General features: G+C 66.5%; 11 protein-coding genes, 1 tRNA gene and 1 pseudogene. 6 read left to right on the top strand and 7 right to left on the bottom strand.

Annotated elements, in window-relative coordinates; translation table 11 throughout:
- Together HMPREF0058_RS00815 and HMPREF0058_RS00810 are read right to left on the bottom strand one after the other, a co-directional pair.
- A pseudogene (locus HMPREF0058_RS00815) lies at window positions 1-268 on the bottom strand (diacylglycerol/lipid kinase family protein); the annotation flags it as partial.
- Window positions 269-277: 9 nt separating this feature from the next.
- Complete coding sequence (locus HMPREF0058_RS00810; protein ID WP_006547742.1) at window positions 278-1,222, bottom strand: LysR substrate-binding domain-containing protein; 945 nt, start codon at window positions 1,220-1,222, stop codon at window positions 278-280.
- 192 nt (window positions 1,223-1,414) lie between these two features.
- On the opposite strand from HMPREF0058_RS00810, the gene serS reads away from it, so the two are divergent.
- From serS to HMPREF0058_RS00795, 3 genes are read left to right on the top strand one after another with little or no spacing between them, the layout of a single operon-like run.
- Window positions 1,415-2,689, top strand: a complete 1,275-nt coding sequence (gene serS, locus HMPREF0058_RS00805) for a serine--tRNA ligase (RefSeq protein WP_006547741.1) — start codon at window positions 1,415-1,417, stop codon at window positions 2,687-2,689.
- A 15-nt stretch (window positions 2,690-2,704) separates the two neighbouring features.
- Window positions 2,705-3,763 carry an HAD family hydrolase gene (locus HMPREF0058_RS00800; RefSeq protein WP_006547740.1) on the top strand — a complete coding sequence of 353 codons (1,059 nt, stop codon included), beginning with the start codon at window positions 2,705-2,707 and terminating at the stop codon, window positions 3,761-3,763.
- A complete protein-coding gene (locus tag HMPREF0058_RS00795) occupies window positions 3,757-5,151 on the top strand; it encodes an ABC transporter substrate-binding protein (RefSeq protein ID WP_006547739.1) in 1,395 nt (464 codons plus the stop codon). The genes HMPREF0058_RS00800 and HMPREF0058_RS00795 overlap by 7 nt, the downstream gene beginning before the upstream one ends.
- A 114-nt stretch (window positions 5,152-5,265) precedes the next feature.
- On the opposite strand, the gene HMPREF0058_RS00790 is transcribed toward HMPREF0058_RS00795, so the two are convergent.
- From HMPREF0058_RS00790 to HMPREF0058_RS00770, 5 genes are all read right to left on the bottom strand, one after another.
- On the bottom strand, window positions 5,266-8,289 hold the full coding sequence (locus HMPREF0058_RS00790) for an alpha-mannosidase (protein WP_006547738.1): 3,024 nt from the start codon (window positions 8,287-8,289) through the stop codon (window positions 5,266-5,268).
- Between the two features lie 15 nt (window positions 8,290-8,304).
- Window positions 8,305-9,153, bottom strand: coding sequence for a carbohydrate ABC transporter permease (locus HMPREF0058_RS00785; RefSeq protein ID WP_024036156.1), 849 nt, complete (start codon window positions 9,151-9,153; stop codon window positions 8,305-8,307).
- 1 nt (window position 9,154) lies between these two features.
- Window positions 9,155-10,084, bottom strand: a complete 930-nt coding sequence (locus tag HMPREF0058_RS00780; protein ID WP_024036155.1) for a carbohydrate ABC transporter permease — start codon at window positions 10,082-10,084, stop codon at window positions 9,155-9,157.
- On the bottom strand, window positions 10,084-11,457 hold the full coding sequence (locus HMPREF0058_RS00775) for an extracellular solute-binding protein (protein ID WP_248596988.1): 1,374 nt from the start codon (window positions 11,455-11,457) through the stop codon (window positions 10,084-10,086). The genes HMPREF0058_RS00780 and HMPREF0058_RS00775 overlap by 1 nt, the downstream gene beginning before the upstream one ends.
- Window positions 11,458-11,596: 139 nt before the next feature.
- Complete coding sequence (locus tag HMPREF0058_RS00770; RefSeq protein ID WP_006547734.1) at window positions 11,597-12,835, bottom strand: ROK family transcriptional regulator; 1,239 nt, start codon at window positions 12,833-12,835, stop codon at window positions 11,597-11,599.
- A gap of 173 nt (window positions 12,836-13,008) precedes the next feature.
- On the opposite strand from HMPREF0058_RS00770, the gene HMPREF0058_RS00765 reads away from it, so the two are divergent.
- The 3 genes from HMPREF0058_RS00765 to HMPREF0058_RS00755 all read left to right on the top strand — a co-directional run bounded on the left by HMPREF0058_RS00765 (window position 13,009) and on the right by HMPREF0058_RS00755 (window position 16,417).
- Entirely contained in the window at window positions 13,009-14,358 is a 1,350-nt protein-coding gene (locus tag HMPREF0058_RS00765) for an AGE family epimerase/isomerase (protein WP_006547733.1), read from the top strand.
- Window positions 14,359-14,516: 158 nt separating this feature from the next.
- A tRNA-Ser gene (locus HMPREF0058_RS00760) sits at window positions 14,517-14,602 on the top strand.
- Window positions 14,603-14,863: 261 nt separating this feature from the next.
- Window positions 14,864-16,417 (top strand): SLC13 family permease, encoded by a 1,554-nt coding sequence (locus HMPREF0058_RS00755; RefSeq protein WP_006547731.1) that lies wholly within the window; start codon window positions 14,864-14,866, stop codon window positions 16,415-16,417.
- Window positions 16,418-16,601: the final 184 nt, after the last annotated feature.

Raw genomic sequence — 16,601 nt, 5'->3', positions numbered from 1 at the left:
CGCGCACGGTGCCGTCCCCGCCGCCAGCCACAACGAGCCGGGCTCCTGAGGCGACGGCGAGGCGCGCCTGCGTGGCGCCCGGCTCGCTGACGGTGGTCTCCAGCCAGATGGGCTCGTGGTACCCGGCCTCAGCCAGGGCAAGGGTGAGGCGGCGGCGGACGGACTCAGTGACTGCCGGTTTGGACGGGTTGAGGACGACGCACGCCAGCCCAGCGTCCGCGGACGCTGGGCTGGCGGGGGTGGCCGTAGGGCCACCGGATCGGGTCATGGGCCGAGGCTAGCGGGCCGCGGCGGAGGGCACAGGGGTCAGGGGCAGGCCGGCGTCCTGGGCGAGGCTGGTGATGATGCGGGCGAGCTGGCTGAAGTCGGAGCCTCGCGAGGAGGAGGTGCGGTAGACCAGGCCCATGCGGCGCACGGCGTTGACGTCCCCGAAACGAGCCACTCCGTGCGGCACGCCTCCCAGCATCCGCAGGGCGCCCTCGGGCAGCACGGTGACGCCGACGTTGTGGGAGACCATCTGGACCACGGTTAGCAGCGTGGTGGCGACGGCGACCGGCGGGTTGGAGCCGTAGCGCTGGCACAGGGCCAGGGTCTCGTCGCGCAGGCAGTTGCCCTCGTCCAGCAGGAGGAGCTGCTGGTCATCGAGCTCGACGGGGGAGACGTCCTTGCGCCCGTCCCAGGAGTGGTTGGGTGGGACGAGGATGACGAGGGGCTCGTCATACATCGGGATGACGGAGGCGCGGTGGGCGTCGATGTCGACGTCGATCGCCAGGATGGCGGCGTCCAGGCGACCCTGACCCAGCATGTCGAGTAGGTCGCCGGTGACCATCTCACGCAGCTCGGCCTGGAGCTGGGGGATCTCCCGGGGCAGTCCGTCGATAGCGACGGGAGCCAGGTAGGGGGCCAACGTGGGGATCATTCCCAGACGCATGGTGCCGCTGAGCACGGCGCCCTGGGTGGTGACGGCCTCGCTGAAGGACTCGGCTGCGAGGACCGCCTCGCGGGCGTAGGGCAGCAGCGTCTCGCCCAGGGGGGTGACGAGCACGCGGCGGGTAGTGCGTTCGACCAGCTCTCCGCCCACGCGGCGCTCCAAGGCGGTGATGGCCTGGGACAGGCTGGGCTGGCTGACGCCAAGAGTCGTGGCCGCCTCACCGAAGTGCTGGTGGTCGCACAGGGCGACGAAGGCTCGCAGCTGCGAGAAGGAGGGAAGCGAAGTAGCCATAGCCTGTCCTGAGAGCTGGGGCGATCGGGCGCGGCGGACCGAGAGGTTCGCCTGTCGATCGTGCTTAATAAATCGCTATTAATTATATGGCATAGATTGGCGGGTCGCGAAACCTCTCGCTATCAGTGATGGTGCTCTCGCCCCATGAGGCGTCCCGGCGGGCGGGGGCGCTCGCTGGCTACACTCGGACCCATGATCGACCTGCGCGACCTCCGCGAGAACCCAGAGCGTTACCGTGACAGCCAGCGAGCCCGAGGCGCCGACGTCGACCTTGTCGACCGCATCATCGACGCCGACGAGGCCCGCCGCACCACCCTGGCCACCTTTGAGTCCCTGCGTGCGGAGCAGAAGGTCGTCTCTCGCTCGGTCGGCAAGGCCTCCTCTCCTCAGGAGCGTGAGGCTGCCCTCGCTCAGGCCAAGGAGCTAGCCGAGCGCGTGCGCGGCGCCCAGGCCGAGTCTGACCAGGCTGCCGCCACCCTGGACGAGCTGGCGCACCAGTTCCAGAACGTCATCGAGGGAGCGCCCTCCGGCGGGGAGGAGGACTACGTCGTCCTGCGTCATGAGGGCCCCCAGCCGCGCGACTTCGCCTCCGAGGGCTTTGAGCCGGCCGATCACCTCACCCTGGGTGAGGGCCTGGACATCATCGACACCAAGCGCGGGGCCAAGGTCTCCGGCTCGCGCTTCTACTACCTCAAGGGCGCGGGAATGCGCCTGGAGCTGGCCCTCATGACGGCGGCCCTGGACAAGGCCACCGAGCACGGCTTCATCCCGATGACCACGCCCACCCTCGTCTCCCCGCAGGTCATGGGCGGCACCGGCTTCCTCGGCCTGCACGCGGACGAGATCTACTACCTGCCTGCTGACGACCTCTACCTCACCGGTACCTCCGAGGTCGCGCTGGCCGGTTATCACACGGACGAGATCCTCGACCTGGAGGAGGGCCCGAAGCGCTACCTGGGCTGGTCCACCTGCTACCGCCGTGAGGCGGGGGCGGCTGGTAAGGACACTCGAGGCATCATTCGCGTCCACCAGTTCAACAAGGCAGAGATGTTCGCCTACGTGCGTCCCGAGGACGCCGCTGCCGAGCACGAGCGCCTGCTGGCCCTGGAGGAGGAGATGCTCCACCTCGTCGGCCTGCCCTACCGCGTCATCGACACCGCTGCGGGGGACCTCGGATCCTCCGCTGCCCGCAAGTTCGACTGCGAGGCGTGGCTGCCCACCCAGAACCGCTGGATGGAGGTCACCTCGACCTCCAACTGCACCACCTACCAGGCGCGCCGTCTCCAGATCCGTGAGAGGCGGGACGGGCGGACCTCGCCGGTAGCCACCCTCAACGGCACGCTGGCCACCACCCGCTGGATCGTGGCGCTGCTGGAGAACAACCAGCAGGCGGACGGCACGGTGGTTGTGCCTGAGGGGCTGCGTCCGTACATGGGTGGCCTCGAGGTCATCACCCCGCGTCCCTGAGGGACGAGGACGGCAGTGACGCAAGACTCCCGCCGGGACCAGGCGGCCGGCCCTGTGCCGGTCGGCACCTCTCCGGTCTTCAGCGCTCCTGACCCGAGCCAGCCCAGCGGCGCCGAGCCTCAGCGGCTGGGCGGCTCCTGGGAGTACCTGCGTGGGCACGACCGCTCCACGCCTCTGAGCCATGACGCCTACCACGCCCTCGTGCGTGAGCACATGGCGGACCTGGACCGGCTGGACCCGGGCCGGGACCACCTCGTCGCGGACCCGCGGCTCATCGTCGCGCTCGACGTGGACGGCACGATCCTGGACATGGATGGCCGCGTCTCGGAACGGATGATGGCCTCGATCGCCCGGATGCGGCACTACGGGGCCCAGGTGGTCATCTCCACCGGCCGCGGTATCCAGGCGGCTCTGCCGGTGGCGCGCCACGTGGGACTGACCGACGGGTGGATGATCTGTGCCAACGGTGCGCTGACGGTGCGCATGGATCCGACGGCGCCAGGCGGGTACCGGGTGGTGGACTCGGTGACCTTTGACCCCACCGCGGCCATCAACGCGCTCACGCAGGCTGTTCCGGACGGCATCCTCGCCGTCGAGGACCTTGACGCCGGCTTCCGCACCACCCGCGCCTTCCCTGAGGGGGAGCTCATTGAGGAGCAGACGCTGGCCACCTTGGACGAGCTGTGCGCGCGACCGGTCACCCGCGTCATCCTGCGGGCGCCGGGTATGCCGCTGGAGGAGTTCAGCGCGCTGGTCGCGGACTCGGGCCTGCACTCGGTGGAGTACGCGATCGGCTGGACCGCGTGGCTTGACGTGGCTCCCGAGGGCGTGACGAAGGCGTCCGCGCTGCAGCGGCTGGCTGAGCGGCTGGGGACGGACTCCTCTCACGCCGTGGCGGTGGGAGACGGGACCAATGACGTTGAGATGCTCACCTGGGCTGGTGCCGGGGTGGCCATGGGAAGCGCGCCGCAGTCAGTGACGGCTGTCGCCTCCTTCACCACCGAGCCGGTATGGCGTGACGGGTGTGCCGGAGTGCTCGACGCCGTCGTGGAGAGGAAGCGAGCAACATGCTGAGCAGACTCACCGGGCTCCGGCCCCTGGCCGTCGTGGCCACGCTCGCCCTCGCGTCGGCCTCGCTGGTGGCCTGCTCCTCGGCCTCGCAGCAGGTGGGAGGGGTGACGGCGTCCCCTGCCTCCTGCGCCCAGCTGCAGGAGGCCTACGGCTCCTTCCCCGCGGGCACCACGGTGCGGGTCGCCACGCAGGCCGGCAGCACTGAGGCAGCCAGTCTGGACGCCTCCCTGGAGCACTTCTCGCAGTGCACGGGGCTGAGCGTGGTCCAGGTGGAGTCCGACGACGTCGCGGCCAGCCTCAAGTCCGACTCCACGCAGGCCGACCTTGCCGTCCTGCCTGAGGCCGGTGTCCTGCCTGAGCTCGTGGACGAGGGGCTCGTCCAGCCTGTGCCGGAGACTGTGGGTGCCAATGTGGAGCTGGGTTGGGACCGGATGTGGTCGGAGGCGGGGACCGTTGACGGCACCTTGTACGCCGCGCCGCTGACGGCCAGCCTGGACTCCCTGGTCTGGTACTCGCCGACCGCGTTCTCACGCCTGGGCTACCAGGTGCCTCAGACGTGGCCGGAGCTGGTGGCTCTGACCTCGCAGGTGGCGCAGGACCACCCGGACGGCTCGGTGACGCCGTGGTGCCTGGGACTGGCGAGCCCCGATGCGGGCGAGGAGTGGCTGGCGGAGGCTGTGCTCCAGCTCAGCGGTCCGGTCGCCTACGACCAGTGGGCCACGGGCAAGGACTCCCTGGACTCGGTTGACGCGGACACGGCCTTGGGTGAGCTGGATTCGCTCCTGCTTGCTGACGGGCACGTGCCTGGCGGTCGGCAGGCGGCGGAATCGGCGACGATGCAGGACGCCGCCGCGCAACTGCGGGAGGGGCAGTGCCTCATGCTCTACGCCCCCTCGTCTGTCGAAGCCCTGTTCCCGGTCGGGTCGGTGAGCGACGACGGTGCCAGCAGCCAGCCGGAAGAGACGGCGAGCGCGGCGGGTGCGGCGGGCGCGGGCGACGTCTTGTCGACCTTCCTCACCCCCTCGGGTGGGCAGGATGAAGAGACGGCTTACCTGGTGGGCGCGAGCATGCTGGTCTCGGTCAGTGGCTCTGAGGCTGGTGAGGCGGTGATGGCCTACCTCACGAGTGCTCAGTGGGCCCGGGCCTATGCGGCCCTGGGGACTGGAGGTACTGCTCATCACGGCGTCGAGGCGGCACAGGCCGGTTCCCCGGTGGCCCAGCAGGTGTCCCAGATCCTGCAGTCGAGGCAGTCGGTACTCCGCCTGGAGGTGGCCGACGTCGCGACGCCTGAGCGCGTCACAGCCCTGCGTGAGGCCCTGACCGCCTGGGCTAGCGGTCAGGCCGATGGTGCGACGGCACTGTCGAGGGCTGAGGAGAGCAGCGCACAGTAGGGCGGATCGCAGTCCGGTACTTGGCCTTGAGATATCGGTGGACTTATGCGGGTGGGCCCGGCTGACGAAGCCGTCAGCCGGGCCCACCCGTGTGATACGCGGTCCTGAGGTGCCTTAGCGGGCGATCCTCAGCGTGACGATCTGGAAGGGACGCATCTGGAAGCTGGTGGTCAGCTGGTCATGCGCCGTGGTTGTCAGCGCCACATCGCCAATTTCACGCTCGAGCAGGTCCGTGGCGACGACGCTCGTGGCCTCGAAGCCGGCCGTGACGGTTGCCCGGGTACGGGCCCCCAGGGACTCGTACAGGCGCACGATGACGTCCCCGGAGCGGTCCTCGGCTAGCTTGACCGCCTCGACGACGACGCCCGCGCCCTCGACCTTGACCAGCGGCTCGACTGCGTGGTCGCCCTTGACTGTGCGGGTGGGAAGGTTGAAGGCGTAGCCCTCAGTGACCGCGTCGTCGATCGAGGCTCCCGGACGCAGGGCTACGCGCATGGAGTGGTGCCCCTGATCTGCCTCGGGGTCGGGGAAGAGGGGCGCACGCACCAGTGACAGACGCACCGTGGTGGACGGGTTTCCGGCCTGGTCCAGGTCGCGAGTGACGTCGTGCCCGTAGGTGGAGTCGTTGAGGACGGCGACGCCGTAACCCTGTTCTCCCACGTGGATCCAGCGGTGGGCGCAGATCTCGTATCGGGCGGCGTCCCACGAGGTGTTCTGGTGGGTAGGACGCTCGACGTGCCCGAACTGCATCTCCGAGGTGGACACCGCGGCCATGACATCCACCGGGAAGGCGAGCTTGAGCAGCTTCATCCGCTCGTGCCAGTCAATGTCGAAGCTGAGCTCAACCTGCTTGGAGCCGGGCCGCAGGCGGATCTCCTCGCGCAGTGACGAGGCCTCCCCGACCTGGCGGGTGAGGGTGACTACAGCATCCATCCCGTCCTGGAGGGCGGCTAGGTCACTGGCGTTGACAACATCCTCAACGGTGTTGCGGTACTCCGGGTCGATGTCCCAGGCATCCCACTGGCGCGGGGCGTCGTGGTGGAGCTGGAGCAGGCCGCCGGTCGTACCGGGGGGCAGGACCTCGCGCTCGGCCTCCAGGTCGAGCACGGAGGTCAGCAGACCGCGGGAATCGATGGTGACGCGCAGCCGGCCATTGTCCAGCACGGTGGCTTCCTGCTGCTGGTTGAGTTGGACCTTCTCCGATGGGACAGCGTCCGGAGCCACTGCCAGGGATGCGACGCCGTCGACGGCGGCCGGGGCGGCATTGAGTCGCAGTGAGGTGGAACCCTGCCCGACCAAGGCTGTGGTCGAGGTGGTGATGACCTTCTCCAGCTCGGAGGCAACGAGGCGGTACTCCTCCTCGACTCGGTCGTAGACCCACCCGATGCACGAGCCGGGCAGGATGTCGTGGAACTGGTTGCGCAGCACGGTGCGCCAGCAGTCCTTGAGGACCTCGTAGGGATACTCGGCGCCCTCTCGGATCGCGGCGGTGGCGGCCCACAGCTCGGCCTCGCGCAGCAGGTGCTCGCTGCGGCGGTTACCCTGCTTGGTGCGCAGCTGCGAGGTGTAGGTGCCTCGGTGGAACTCCAGGTACATCTCGCCGCTCCACACCGGACGGTGGGCGAACTCCTCCTCGGTGTGTTGGAAGAAGGCGTTGGGGCTGGCGATTTCGACCGTGGGAGCCCCTTCCAGGTTCTCCAACCGGTGTCCCGCCGCGAGCATCTCGCGGGTAGGGCCGCCGCCACCGTCACCCCAGCCGAAGGGGACGATCGAGGAGTCGGCGACGCCCTTCTCGGCGAAGTTCTCCTCGGCGTGGCGCATCTCGGCGACTGACAGGCGAGAGTTGTAGGTGTCCACCGGCGGGAAATGCGCCAGGACGCGCGAGCCGTCGATGCCCTCCCAGTCGAAGGTGTGGTGGGGCATCTTGTCCGTGTCGTTCCAGGACAGCTTCTGGGACAGGAACCAGCGTGATCCCGCGGCCCGGATGATCTGGGGTAGGGATCCGGTGTAACCGAAGGAGTCGGGGAGCCATACGTCTTGGGTCTCGACCCCAAACTCGTCGATGAAGAACTTCTTGCCCTCGATCATCTGGCGGGCGAGGGCCTCGGAGCCGGGCATGTTCGTGTCCGACTCCAGCCACATACCGCCTACCGGGATAAAGCGGCCCTCAGCAATGCGCTTCTTCATGCGCTCGTAGAGTTCGGGCTGAGTCTGCTTGACCCACAGGTACTGCTGGGCTGAGGAGCAGGCAAAGACGTAGTCCGGGTCCTGGTCCATGAGGTTGAGGACTGAGGAAAAGGTACGTACGCACTTGCGCTTGGTCTCGCGCACCGGCCACAGCCAGGCTGAGTCGATGTGAGCGTGGCCGGTGGCCATGATGTGGTGGGCTGAAGCATGGGCCGGTGAGGCCAGGACCTCCTCCAGCTCAGCGCGGGCCGCGGTGGCGGTGGCGGCAATGTGCCGGGGATCCAGAGCGTCGATGGCCTTGTCCAGGGCAACGTCGATCTTGGCGCGGCGCGTGGAGGTTGGTGGGAGCTCGTCAGCGAGTTCAAGCAGGACTGTCAGGTCCTGAGCCAGGTTCCACACCGTGAGGTCGCGCAGGGCGACGTCGACCCGGCGCAGGGTATAGATCGGGTCTGTGCCCGAGGTCTCCATGCGCCCGAGCATGGTTGGGGCGTAGCCGTCTGAGGTGACGGTGGGGTTGGAGGCGGCCTCAATGTAGACATCGATCTCGTCCGGCTCCTCGGTCCAGCGCACAGCCTGGTTGCGGGGGTGAATGCCCTTGATCGCCGACCCGTCGGTGTGGCGGACCAGGCCCTCGGCCTGGAAGCCTGGGCCGGAGTCGGAGAAGCCCAGGTCGATGACGAGCTCCACCTCGTGGTCGGGGCGCGTGCGCCAGTCCTCGGGGACGGTACCGGTGGCGTGGATCCAGGTGGTTCGCCACGGCAGCCCCCAGGTGTCCCCCACGGCGAAGGGCTTGTATTCCTGACCGACGGCCTCCTCGAAGGGGACTGGCTCGTCCGCGACGGACCAGGCCCTCAGGCTCAGCGGCACGGACTCAACGTAGATGGCGTTCTGGATGCGCTCGTCGAGCATACGGCGGGCGCGCTGCTCGGTCAGCAGCGGGTTGCGGTGCATGGTGGACCTTTCGTGTCAGCCCTTGACGGCGCCGGACATGGCGAAGCTGTTGCCGGAGCGCAGCTGGGTGATGACGTAGAGGAGGAGTGCGGGCAGTGAGTAGATGATGGAGAAGGCAGCGAGCTTTCCGTAGGCGATGGAGCCGTTGGTCCCGAAGAAGTTGTAGATGGCGACGGCTGCCGGCTGGTTCTCCGGGGAGAACAGGAGGATGAAGGGGACAAAGAAGTTCCCCCACGCGCCGGTGAACACGAAGATGAAGACGACGGCGATACCCGGCTTCATCAGGGGCACGACGATGCGCCACAGCGCCTTCATCGAGGAGGCGCCGTCTACCCAGGAGGCCTCCTCCAGGGAGACGGGAACCGAGTCCATGAAGTTCTTCATCATCCAGATCGCCATGGGCAGGGACGTGGCCGCCATGAACGTGATCGTTCCCGGCAGGGAGTCCAGCAGTTTGAAGGAGACGAAGAGCGTGTAGACCGGCACCATCATGGCGGTGATGGGCAGGCAGGTTCCGAACAGCACGGTGTACATGAAGCCCTTGTTGAACCTCATGGAGTAGCGCGAGAGCGGATAGGCGGCCAGGATCGCGACGATGACAGTCAGGGCCGCGGTACCCAGAGAGATGACGGCAGAGTTCCACAGGGGCCGGAAGGTGTCCTTGGGGTTGAGGATCTCAGTGAAGTTCTCTGCAGTCCACACCTGAGGCAGTCGCACGCTGAGAGTGGCCTTGTCATCCACGCTGGCCAGGACGATCCAGGCCAGCGGCAGGAGGAAGGCGATGCCGATCAGCACCATGGTCGCGGTGGCGGCGATTCTGACACCGCGCTTGCGTGGTGAGGCCAGGGATACGGATGCGCTCATGTCAGTCCACCTCCGGCTTGAGGACACGCATATAGACGGTGGAGAAGATCGCACCGACCACGAGGGTGACAGTGGCGATGGCAGTTCCGTAGCCGACCTGGGAGAACTTGAAGGCTTCCTGGTAGGCCAGCACCGGCAGCGTCGCGGAGTCGGTGCCGGGGCCACCACCGGTCATGACCCAGATCAGGGTGAACACACCCAGGGTCTGGAGGGTGGTGAGCATGAGGTTGGTAGCGACGGTTCTGCGGATCATGGGCAGTGAGATCCGGAAAAAGGTCTGGACCGCGTTCGCGCCGTCGATCTGGGCGGACTCCTTGACCTCGGGTGGGACCTCGGCGAGGGCCGCGTTGTAGTTCATCATCGAGAAGGCCGTACCGCGCCAGATGTTGGCCAGGATGACGGAGAGCATCGGGAAGGTGAGTAGCCACTTAGGGCCGGTCAGGCCCACTGCGGCCAGGATCGAGTTGAGTGTGCCCTCGGAGGAGAAGAAGGCGTAGCACGCGAAGGCGGCGACAATCTCCGGCATGACCCAGGCGCCCACAATCGTGGCGCCGACGACGGAGGCGACGGGCTTAGGGCAGTGGCGCATGAGTACGGCCACGAACATGCCGAGCACGTTCTGTCCCACGATCGCCGAGGCAAAGAGGAAAAGCGTGGTCAGGAGGACAGACTTGAGGAAGTTGGGGTCCGTCAGCAGGTTGACGTAGTTGTCTAGCCCGACGAACTCGGGGGCGGCCGCCCGGTACCCGCTCATGGTCCGGTTGGTCAGAGAACCGTAGAGGGCGTAGACGATCGGCCCGAGCATGAAGGCGGCGAGCAGGATGAAGGCAGGGAGGAGTGGAAGCTCCCGGAGCACAGTTCTGCCGGCATGACGACGGCGGGGAGCCAGGGTGGTCCCCGCCGTCGCGCCGGCGGTTGCCGGCCGAGTCATCAGGCCTCCTGGGTCATGTCGTCGCCGACGATCTGGACCAGGCCCTCGTCATAGGCCTTAGCGGCCTCCTCCGGTGTGGAGGCCTGGGTGGCGACGTCCTCGCAGGCGATCTGGATATTGCCCGAGATCTGCGGGTAGTCCGGTGTGGAGGGACGGAAGTGGGTGAAATCCACGCAGCTGGAGAAGAACTCGAAAGAGGGGTTGAAGGACAGGTAGGCATCGTCCTCAGCCACGTCCTTGCGCACGGCGATCTGAGAGTTCTCCGTGTCGTACTTCAGTGAGTTCTCCTTGTTCAGCGCGATCGAGATGAAGTCGAAGGCGGCCTTGGCGTTCTTGGTCTTGGAGCCGATCGCCAGGGTCCATCCACCTGACATCGAGGTGAAGCCGTCGCCCTGGCCGTTCTGGGTTGGCATCTTGGCTAGCCCGATGGTCTCCTCCCACTCGGGCCAGGCGTTTTCTCCGGAGATCCAGCCGCCGGGCAACCAGGATCCGTCCACGGCCATCGCGAGCTTGCCCTCTGGCAGAAGCTCGGTGGACACGCGGCTGCCGATGTTGACGTCCAGTGCCTGGTCCAGCTCGGGGCCGAGGCCCTCGGAGTAGATGGTCTGCAGGAACTCCAGGGAGTCCTTAAAGCCCTGGGAGCCGGTGATCCACTTCTTGGTGTCCGTGTCGTAGAGGGTGTCGTCGGTACCGTAGAGCAGCATCTCGAAAGACTGCATCGAGGTACCCTCACCAAACGCCTTGGCGACGTACATGTTGAAGGGGATGACGTCTGGCTTCTTGGCCTTGATGGTGCGAGCTGCCTCGAGGATCTCCTCCCAGCTGGTGGGCTGCCAGTCCTCGGGCAGGCCGACCTCGGCGAAGATCTTCTTGTTGAAGTAGATGGCACGTGTGTCGGTCCCCATGGAGACGCCGTAGAGCTTGTCGTCCTCTCCCTTGCCGGCCTCCTTGACGGAGTCCATGAACTGGTCCCAGTCGGCCCAGTCGGCCACGTACTCGTCGATGGGGAGCAGGTAACCGGCGGCAGCGTCGGTGCGGATCTGGAAGGCGTCCTCGTACATGACGTCAGGCGCGGTGTCGTCCGACCCGTTCATGAGGGCGAGTTTGGTGAAGTACTGGTCCTGCTCAGCCTCGATCGGCACCAGCTCGATGGTGACGTCGCTGTTAGCGGCCTCGAACTCCTCCTTGGCCTTGGTCATGAGGTCCTCGAGCTGGAAGAAGGCTGCGGTCTTCTGGTAGACGATGCGCAGCTTCGACTCGGAGCGGGAGGACGAGCCTGCGCCGCAGGCGGCGAGCGTGGCTCCGAGCGCAGTGACTCCTGCTGCGGTGAGCAGGGTCCTGCGGCTCATCATGAGAGGACGGTGGGTAGTCATATCGGGGCTCCTTTGCACCTGTGGTGTCCACTAGGGAACGTGACGCAATTAACTATAGAACTTTGATAAAATCATATCAAGACTCTTCCTCGAGCACATTTCGAGAGCTTTTCAAGCTGAATGGCGACTGTGCGACGAACTAGCGCGGCGGCTGCAGCCGGTGGGAGTCGGCGGAGTAGGTCTCCGATAGGACGAGACAGGCGGCCCCGGTGGCGGCATCGCGAGCCCCTAGAGGTGAGGAGATGGTCTGGATAGGACGGGTCTCGCCGTAGAAGATGCGTTGGGACAATGGCTGATCTAGTAAGGGCTCCATCTGCTTCTGCATGACCGGCCACCGAGGGCCCCCGATGATGAGGGTGTCCAGCTCGAGCAGTTCGGAGAGCACTGTGGTGACGCGGACGATCACGGACGCGGCCCCGGACAGGACTTCTTGGGCGATGGGGTCGCCGTCGTCGGCAAGCCTGAGCAGCCGGGCGAAGATCGTGCTCTTCTCACCTGGGGTGGCGGTGCTGGTACTGCCTGGTAGGTCAAGGCCGAGGTCGCGAGCCTGCTCAATCATCTCTTTCTCTCCGAGGCTGATGCCGAGGCAGCCACGTTGGCCACACGGGCACAGCAGTCCGGTTGAGTTGCCGGAGAAGTGTCCGGCCTCGCCGGCGTTGCCACTGCGGCCACGCCACACTTGACCGTCTAGCACCGCTGTGAGCGCAGAGCCAGCGCCGATGTAGAGGAACATGAAGCTGTTGGGATGGGCGCCTAGCGCGGTGGGGTGGCGCCACAGATGCGCCTGGGCGGCGGCGTTGACGTCCTTGTCGAGCAGCGTGGCCGTGTGCGTCAGCTGAGCGAGTCGTGACCGGAGAGGGAAGTCTTGCCAATGGGGCAGTAGGGGAGGGCGAGTCATACGCCCGTCCTCGATGGGGCCTGGGGTGGCGATACCGATCCCTAGCATCCGTTCTCGGGGCTGGCCGGTACGTGCGATTGCTCGTTCTGTCTGTGCGGCGATCTCGGTCAGAGACTGAGTGGGGTCGTTTGGGAAGGGTAGAGGCTCGTAGTGCTCATAGAGGAGGTCCCCGCGTAAGTCGACTGCGACGACCCCAAGCGCTGAGGGGTCGACGTGCACGCCGATGGCGAATCGGCCGTGGGGGTTGAGCTGGACAGTGGTGCCAGGGCGCCCGCGTCCTTCTGGTGCCACTGTTCCGGCCTCTAGAACGAGGTCGTGCTTCAGCAGGTAGCGCACCACGTTCGAGACCGTCTGGGGAGACAGGTGCGTTTGGCGCCCGATGTCGGCGCGCGTCAGGCGCTCGGCGTAGCGGATCGTGTCCAGGACCAGTGAGCGATTGACCTCGGCCTGGCGGGGAGGGCTGTTGTTTTCCCTTGTCATTGTCGCAGTCGCTCCTGGTTGTGGAGAGCCGTATGGTGCATCTTCGTACCTCGGTGCGGATCTCATTGTGCCCCGTCTGTGTGGGACGGGACTGTCCGTGGCTGGGCTACTGTTCAACCTGGAAGGCGTCGCCGACGGCGACCCTGCGAGCGATGTGAAGTCGAGGAGGACTCATGGGGCTGGGATGGTTCGGTGCGCCGGAGCACAACCGCTGGCTGGCTGAGGAGACCCACGCGCTGCTGCGCTACGGGCGTGCGGCGTGCGTGCCGGCAGGATTCGGCTGGATCGGTCCGGACGGCACGGTCGACACCAACCACCCGGTGGAGCTGTGGATCACCGGCCGCATGACCTTTGCCTTCTCGCTCGGTGCGCTGATGGGAATTCCCGGCTGCCGTCGCTACGCCGACCATGGTGTGCGGGCCCTGTCCAAGGTGCTGCGGGACTACGAGCACGGCGGCTGGTACTCGGCCGTGCGTCACGAGCTGGATGAGCAGGGCCGCGGTGTCCCGGTTGATCCTGGCCAGCGCAAGGAGTGCTACCAGAACGCCTTCGTCATGCTCGCTGCGGCCACGGCGACGGCTGCCGACCGCCCTGGCGCGCAGGAGCTCCTGCGCGACGCGATGGCGATGCAGGACAAGCACTGGTGGGACGAGACCTACCACATGCCGATTGAGTCCTATGCCGCGGACTTCACGGATCCTGAGCGCTATCGCGGTATCAACGCCGCCATGCACACCGTTGAGGCCTACCTAGCCGCCGCTGACGTCAGTGGTGACGTCAAGTGGCTCAACCGTGCCGTCCAGATCATCGATTTTGCCGTCAACAAGCAGGCTCGTGCCAACGACTGGCGCCTGCCTGAGCACTATGACACCTCCTGGCAGCCGGTCCTGGACTACAACAAGGACGAGCCGGCTCACCCCTTCCGCCCCTACGGTGTCACTCCCGGGCACGGGCTGGAGTGGTCGCGCCTGACGGTTCAGGCGCGTTCGGCCCTGCTTAACCGTTCTCTGCCTGTGCCGGAGTGGATGCTGGATGCGGCTGAGGAGCTCTTTGAGCGGGCTCGTGTGGATGGCTGGCGTGTGGATGGCGGTCCGGGCTTCGTCTACACCACGGACTTTGCTGGCGAGCCGGTGGTGCACGAGCGCATGCACTGGGTGGTGTGTGAGGGCGTGAGCGCTGCGGCCGCGATTCGCCGTGCTCTGCTCGATGACGGTCGCGGCGAGATCGAGGTCGAGCACTATGAGCACTGCTACCGCTCCTGGATCGACTACGCCGAGCAGTACCTCATTGAGGCGCCGGGTGTGTGGACGCACGAGCTCGACCAGTCCAACCAGCCCTCGACCCGCACCTGGGACGGGCACCCGGATATCTACCACGCGCTGCAGATGACGTTGATGTCCCGCCTTCCGGTGTGGCCGGCGATGGGGCAGGCTCTGGCTGAGGGGCGCCTGGACGAGCCGGCGACGACGATCCCGGTCAACGTCCAGAGCGGACGCCGGCGCGGGCTGTTCGGCCGGGGCTGATGGGCGAGGCGGCAGCCGGTGAGACCGGCTGCCGCCCAGGCTCTCGCGCGGTGGCGGGTGACGCCGTCGTTGCTGTGGGCGCCACGGAGGGCGTGGACCCGTTCGTGGCTGGCGGAGCAGTGATGGTGTAGGGTCATCACCGGTCTGCGAGGGCTGTTGGAGAGATGACAGAGCGGCCGAATGTGGCGGTCTTGAAAACCGCTGTACGCCTGGCGTACCGGGGGTTCGAATCCCTCTCTCTCCGCGAGAGTTGAAGAAGCGGCGTCATGTCAACGAAAACGTGATGTCGGCGCCTGGCCTCCCTTCATGGTCTGGAGGTTCCCATCCTGTTTGGTGTGGGAACCTCCAGTTTTTTAGAGACCTAGACCACAGTGACGTGGTGAGGTACCGTGACTTAGGTCCCAGTTGTGCGGCGCCTGTGGTGGGTCGCCAGCGGGACGTGGTCACTCACTGCTATTCGGGCGCGATGTCAAGGGCGACGTCGGGCTCACGTGCGAGGTTCATCATGAGTATTCCCGTCCTCCATCAACCTACGAGTCCCTCAGAAGGGCAGAAGGCCCACCCTGCTCCGGCGGGCGAGCGCCGTCGTCGTCTCCTTGGCCTCCTCGGTGGGGCCCTTCTTGGTGTGATCGTCTATCTCGCCATGCCTGCCGACGCCGTCGACACGGTGGCCGCGGTGATCTCCCCTGAAGCGGCCGAGAAGGTCAGTGAGGAAGGGTTGCGGCTCGTGGCTGCAGCCGCCGTCGTCATGGGGGCCTGGTGGATGACCGAGGCGATCCCGCTGGCGGCCACCGCGCTCCTGCCGCTCGTGCTCTTCCCTCTGGCAGGTGTGGACAGCTTCAAGGACACTGCGGCTCCCTACGCCTCGGGCACGATCTTCCTGTTCATGGGTGGGTTCATGCTCGCCCTGACGATGCAGCGCTGGAACCTGCACCGGCGTATCGCGCTGCTGACCGTGCTCGCGGTGGGAACCAAGCCCAAGATGCTCGTACTCGGCTTCATGCTGGCCACAGGCTTCCTGTCCATGTGGGTGTCCAACACGGCTACCGCCGTCATGATGCTGCCCATCGGCACCTCGATCCTGCTGCTGACGGGCCAGGCGGACGGCAAGGGCAAGCAGTCAAAGCTGGCGACGGCGCTCATGCTGGGAATCGCCTACGCCGCGTCCATCGGCTCGTTGGGGACCATCATCGGCACGCCCCCCAACACCTTGCTCATCGCCTACCTCAAGGAGACCTTCGACGTCACCATCGGCTTCGGGCAGTGGATGATCATGGGCGTGCCGCTGGCACTCACCTTCCTCCTGATCTGCTGGTGGCTGCTGACCAGTGTGCTGTTCAAGCCGGAGATCAAGGAGATCCCGGGAGGCAAGGCGCTCATCCGTGAGGAGCTGTCCAAGCTGGGGCCCTGGAGCGGTGGCGAGGTGCTGGTGGGCGTGATCTTTGTGGCCGCGGCGCTGTCCTGGTCGCTGCTGCCGACCCTGCTGCCCGAGGCGGGCATCACGGACGAAGTTATCGCCATGGTGGTGGCCCTGGCCTTGTTCATCCTGCCGGCCCCGGGGCAGCACGGGGTCAGGCTGCTGGACTGGAAGACCGCCAAGGACCTGCCCTGGGACGTCCTGCTGCTGTTCGGGGGCGGGCTGGCGCTGTCGGCACAGTTCTCCAAGCAAGGGCTGTCTGTGTGGATCGGTGAGATCGCCAAGGGACTGTCCGTGCTGCCGACGGTGCTCATCGTCGTCGCGGTGACGACGCTCATCATCTTCCTGACCGAGCTCACCTCGAACACGGCGACGGCAGCCGCCTTCCTGCCCATCATGGGCGGGGTGGCCGTGGGGATCGGTGTTGACCCGCTGCTGTTCGTGGTGCCGGTGGCGCTGGCGGCGACCTGCGCCTTCATGCTTCCGGTGGCGACGCCGCCCAATGCCATCGCCTTCGGCTCGGGGTACGTCTCGATGGGCTCGATGGTCAAGGCAGGTATCTGGCTCAACCTCATTGGTATCGTGCTCATTGTGGTGACGGTGCTGCTGCTGGGTGTGCCGGTGCTCGGGATCAGCCTGTAGTGGCGGTTCTTTGTCAGGTCGTGGCTTTGTGGGCTGGAGGAAGATCACGCGGGTAGTGGCGCAGTCGCTTTGCTGCTGCCTGAGGATCTGGGGTAACCTCATGCTGCCTACCAGGCCCTGGAGATGTCGCATAGTGGCCTAGTGCGCCTTCCTGCTAAGAAGGTTGGGGATAAAACCCCTCGGG

Source organism: Actinomyces urogenitalis DSM 15434 (assembly GCF_000159035.1).
GTDB classification, from domain to species: Bacteria; Actinomycetota; Actinomycetes; order Actinomycetales; family Actinomycetaceae; genus Actinomyces; species Actinomyces urogenitalis.
Note: the sequence above shows the minus strand (reverse complement) of the source record. Positions and strands in the feature narration are given on the sequence as shown.

Bases quoted from the DNA above. Each gene is read 5' to 3' on its own strand.
- HMPREF0058_RS00810 (WP_006547742.1), bottom strand. From the start codon at position 1,222: ATGGCTACTTCGCTTCCCTCCTTCTCGCAGCTGCGAGCCTTCGTCGCC.
- serS (WP_006547741.1), top strand. From the start codon at position 1,415: ATGATCGACCTGCGCGACCTCCGCGAGAACCCAGAGCGTTACCGTGAC.
- HMPREF0058_RS00795 (WP_006547739.1), top strand. From the start codon at position 3,757: ATGCTGAGCAGACTCACCGGGCTCCGGCCCCTGGCCGTCGTGGCCACG.
- HMPREF0058_RS00790 (WP_006547738.1), bottom strand. From the start codon at position 8,289: ATGCACCGCAACCCGCTGCTGACCGAGCAGCGCGCCCGCCGTATGCTC.
- HMPREF0058_RS00785 (WP_024036156.1), bottom strand. From the start codon at position 9,153: ATGAGCGCATCCGTATCCCTGGCCTCACCACGCAAGCGCGGTGTCAGA.
- HMPREF0058_RS00780 (WP_024036155.1), bottom strand. From the start codon at position 10,084: ATGACTCGGCCGGCAACCGCCGGCGCGACGGCGGGGACCACCCTGGCT.
- HMPREF0058_RS00775 (WP_248596988.1), bottom strand. From the start codon at position 11,457: ATGACTACCCACCGTCCTCTCATGATGAGCCGCAGGACCCTGCTCACC.
- HMPREF0058_RS00770 (WP_006547734.1), bottom strand. From the start codon at position 12,835: ATGACAAGGGAAAACAACAGCCCTCCCCGCCAGGCCGAGGTCAATCGC.
- HMPREF0058_RS00765 (WP_006547733.1), top strand. From the start codon at position 13,009: ATGGGGCTGGGATGGTTCGGTGCGCCGGAGCACAACCGCTGGCTGGCT.
- HMPREF0058_RS00755 (WP_006547731.1), top strand. From the start codon at position 14,864: ATGAGTATTCCCGTCCTCCATCAACCTACGAGTCCCTCAGAAGGGCAG.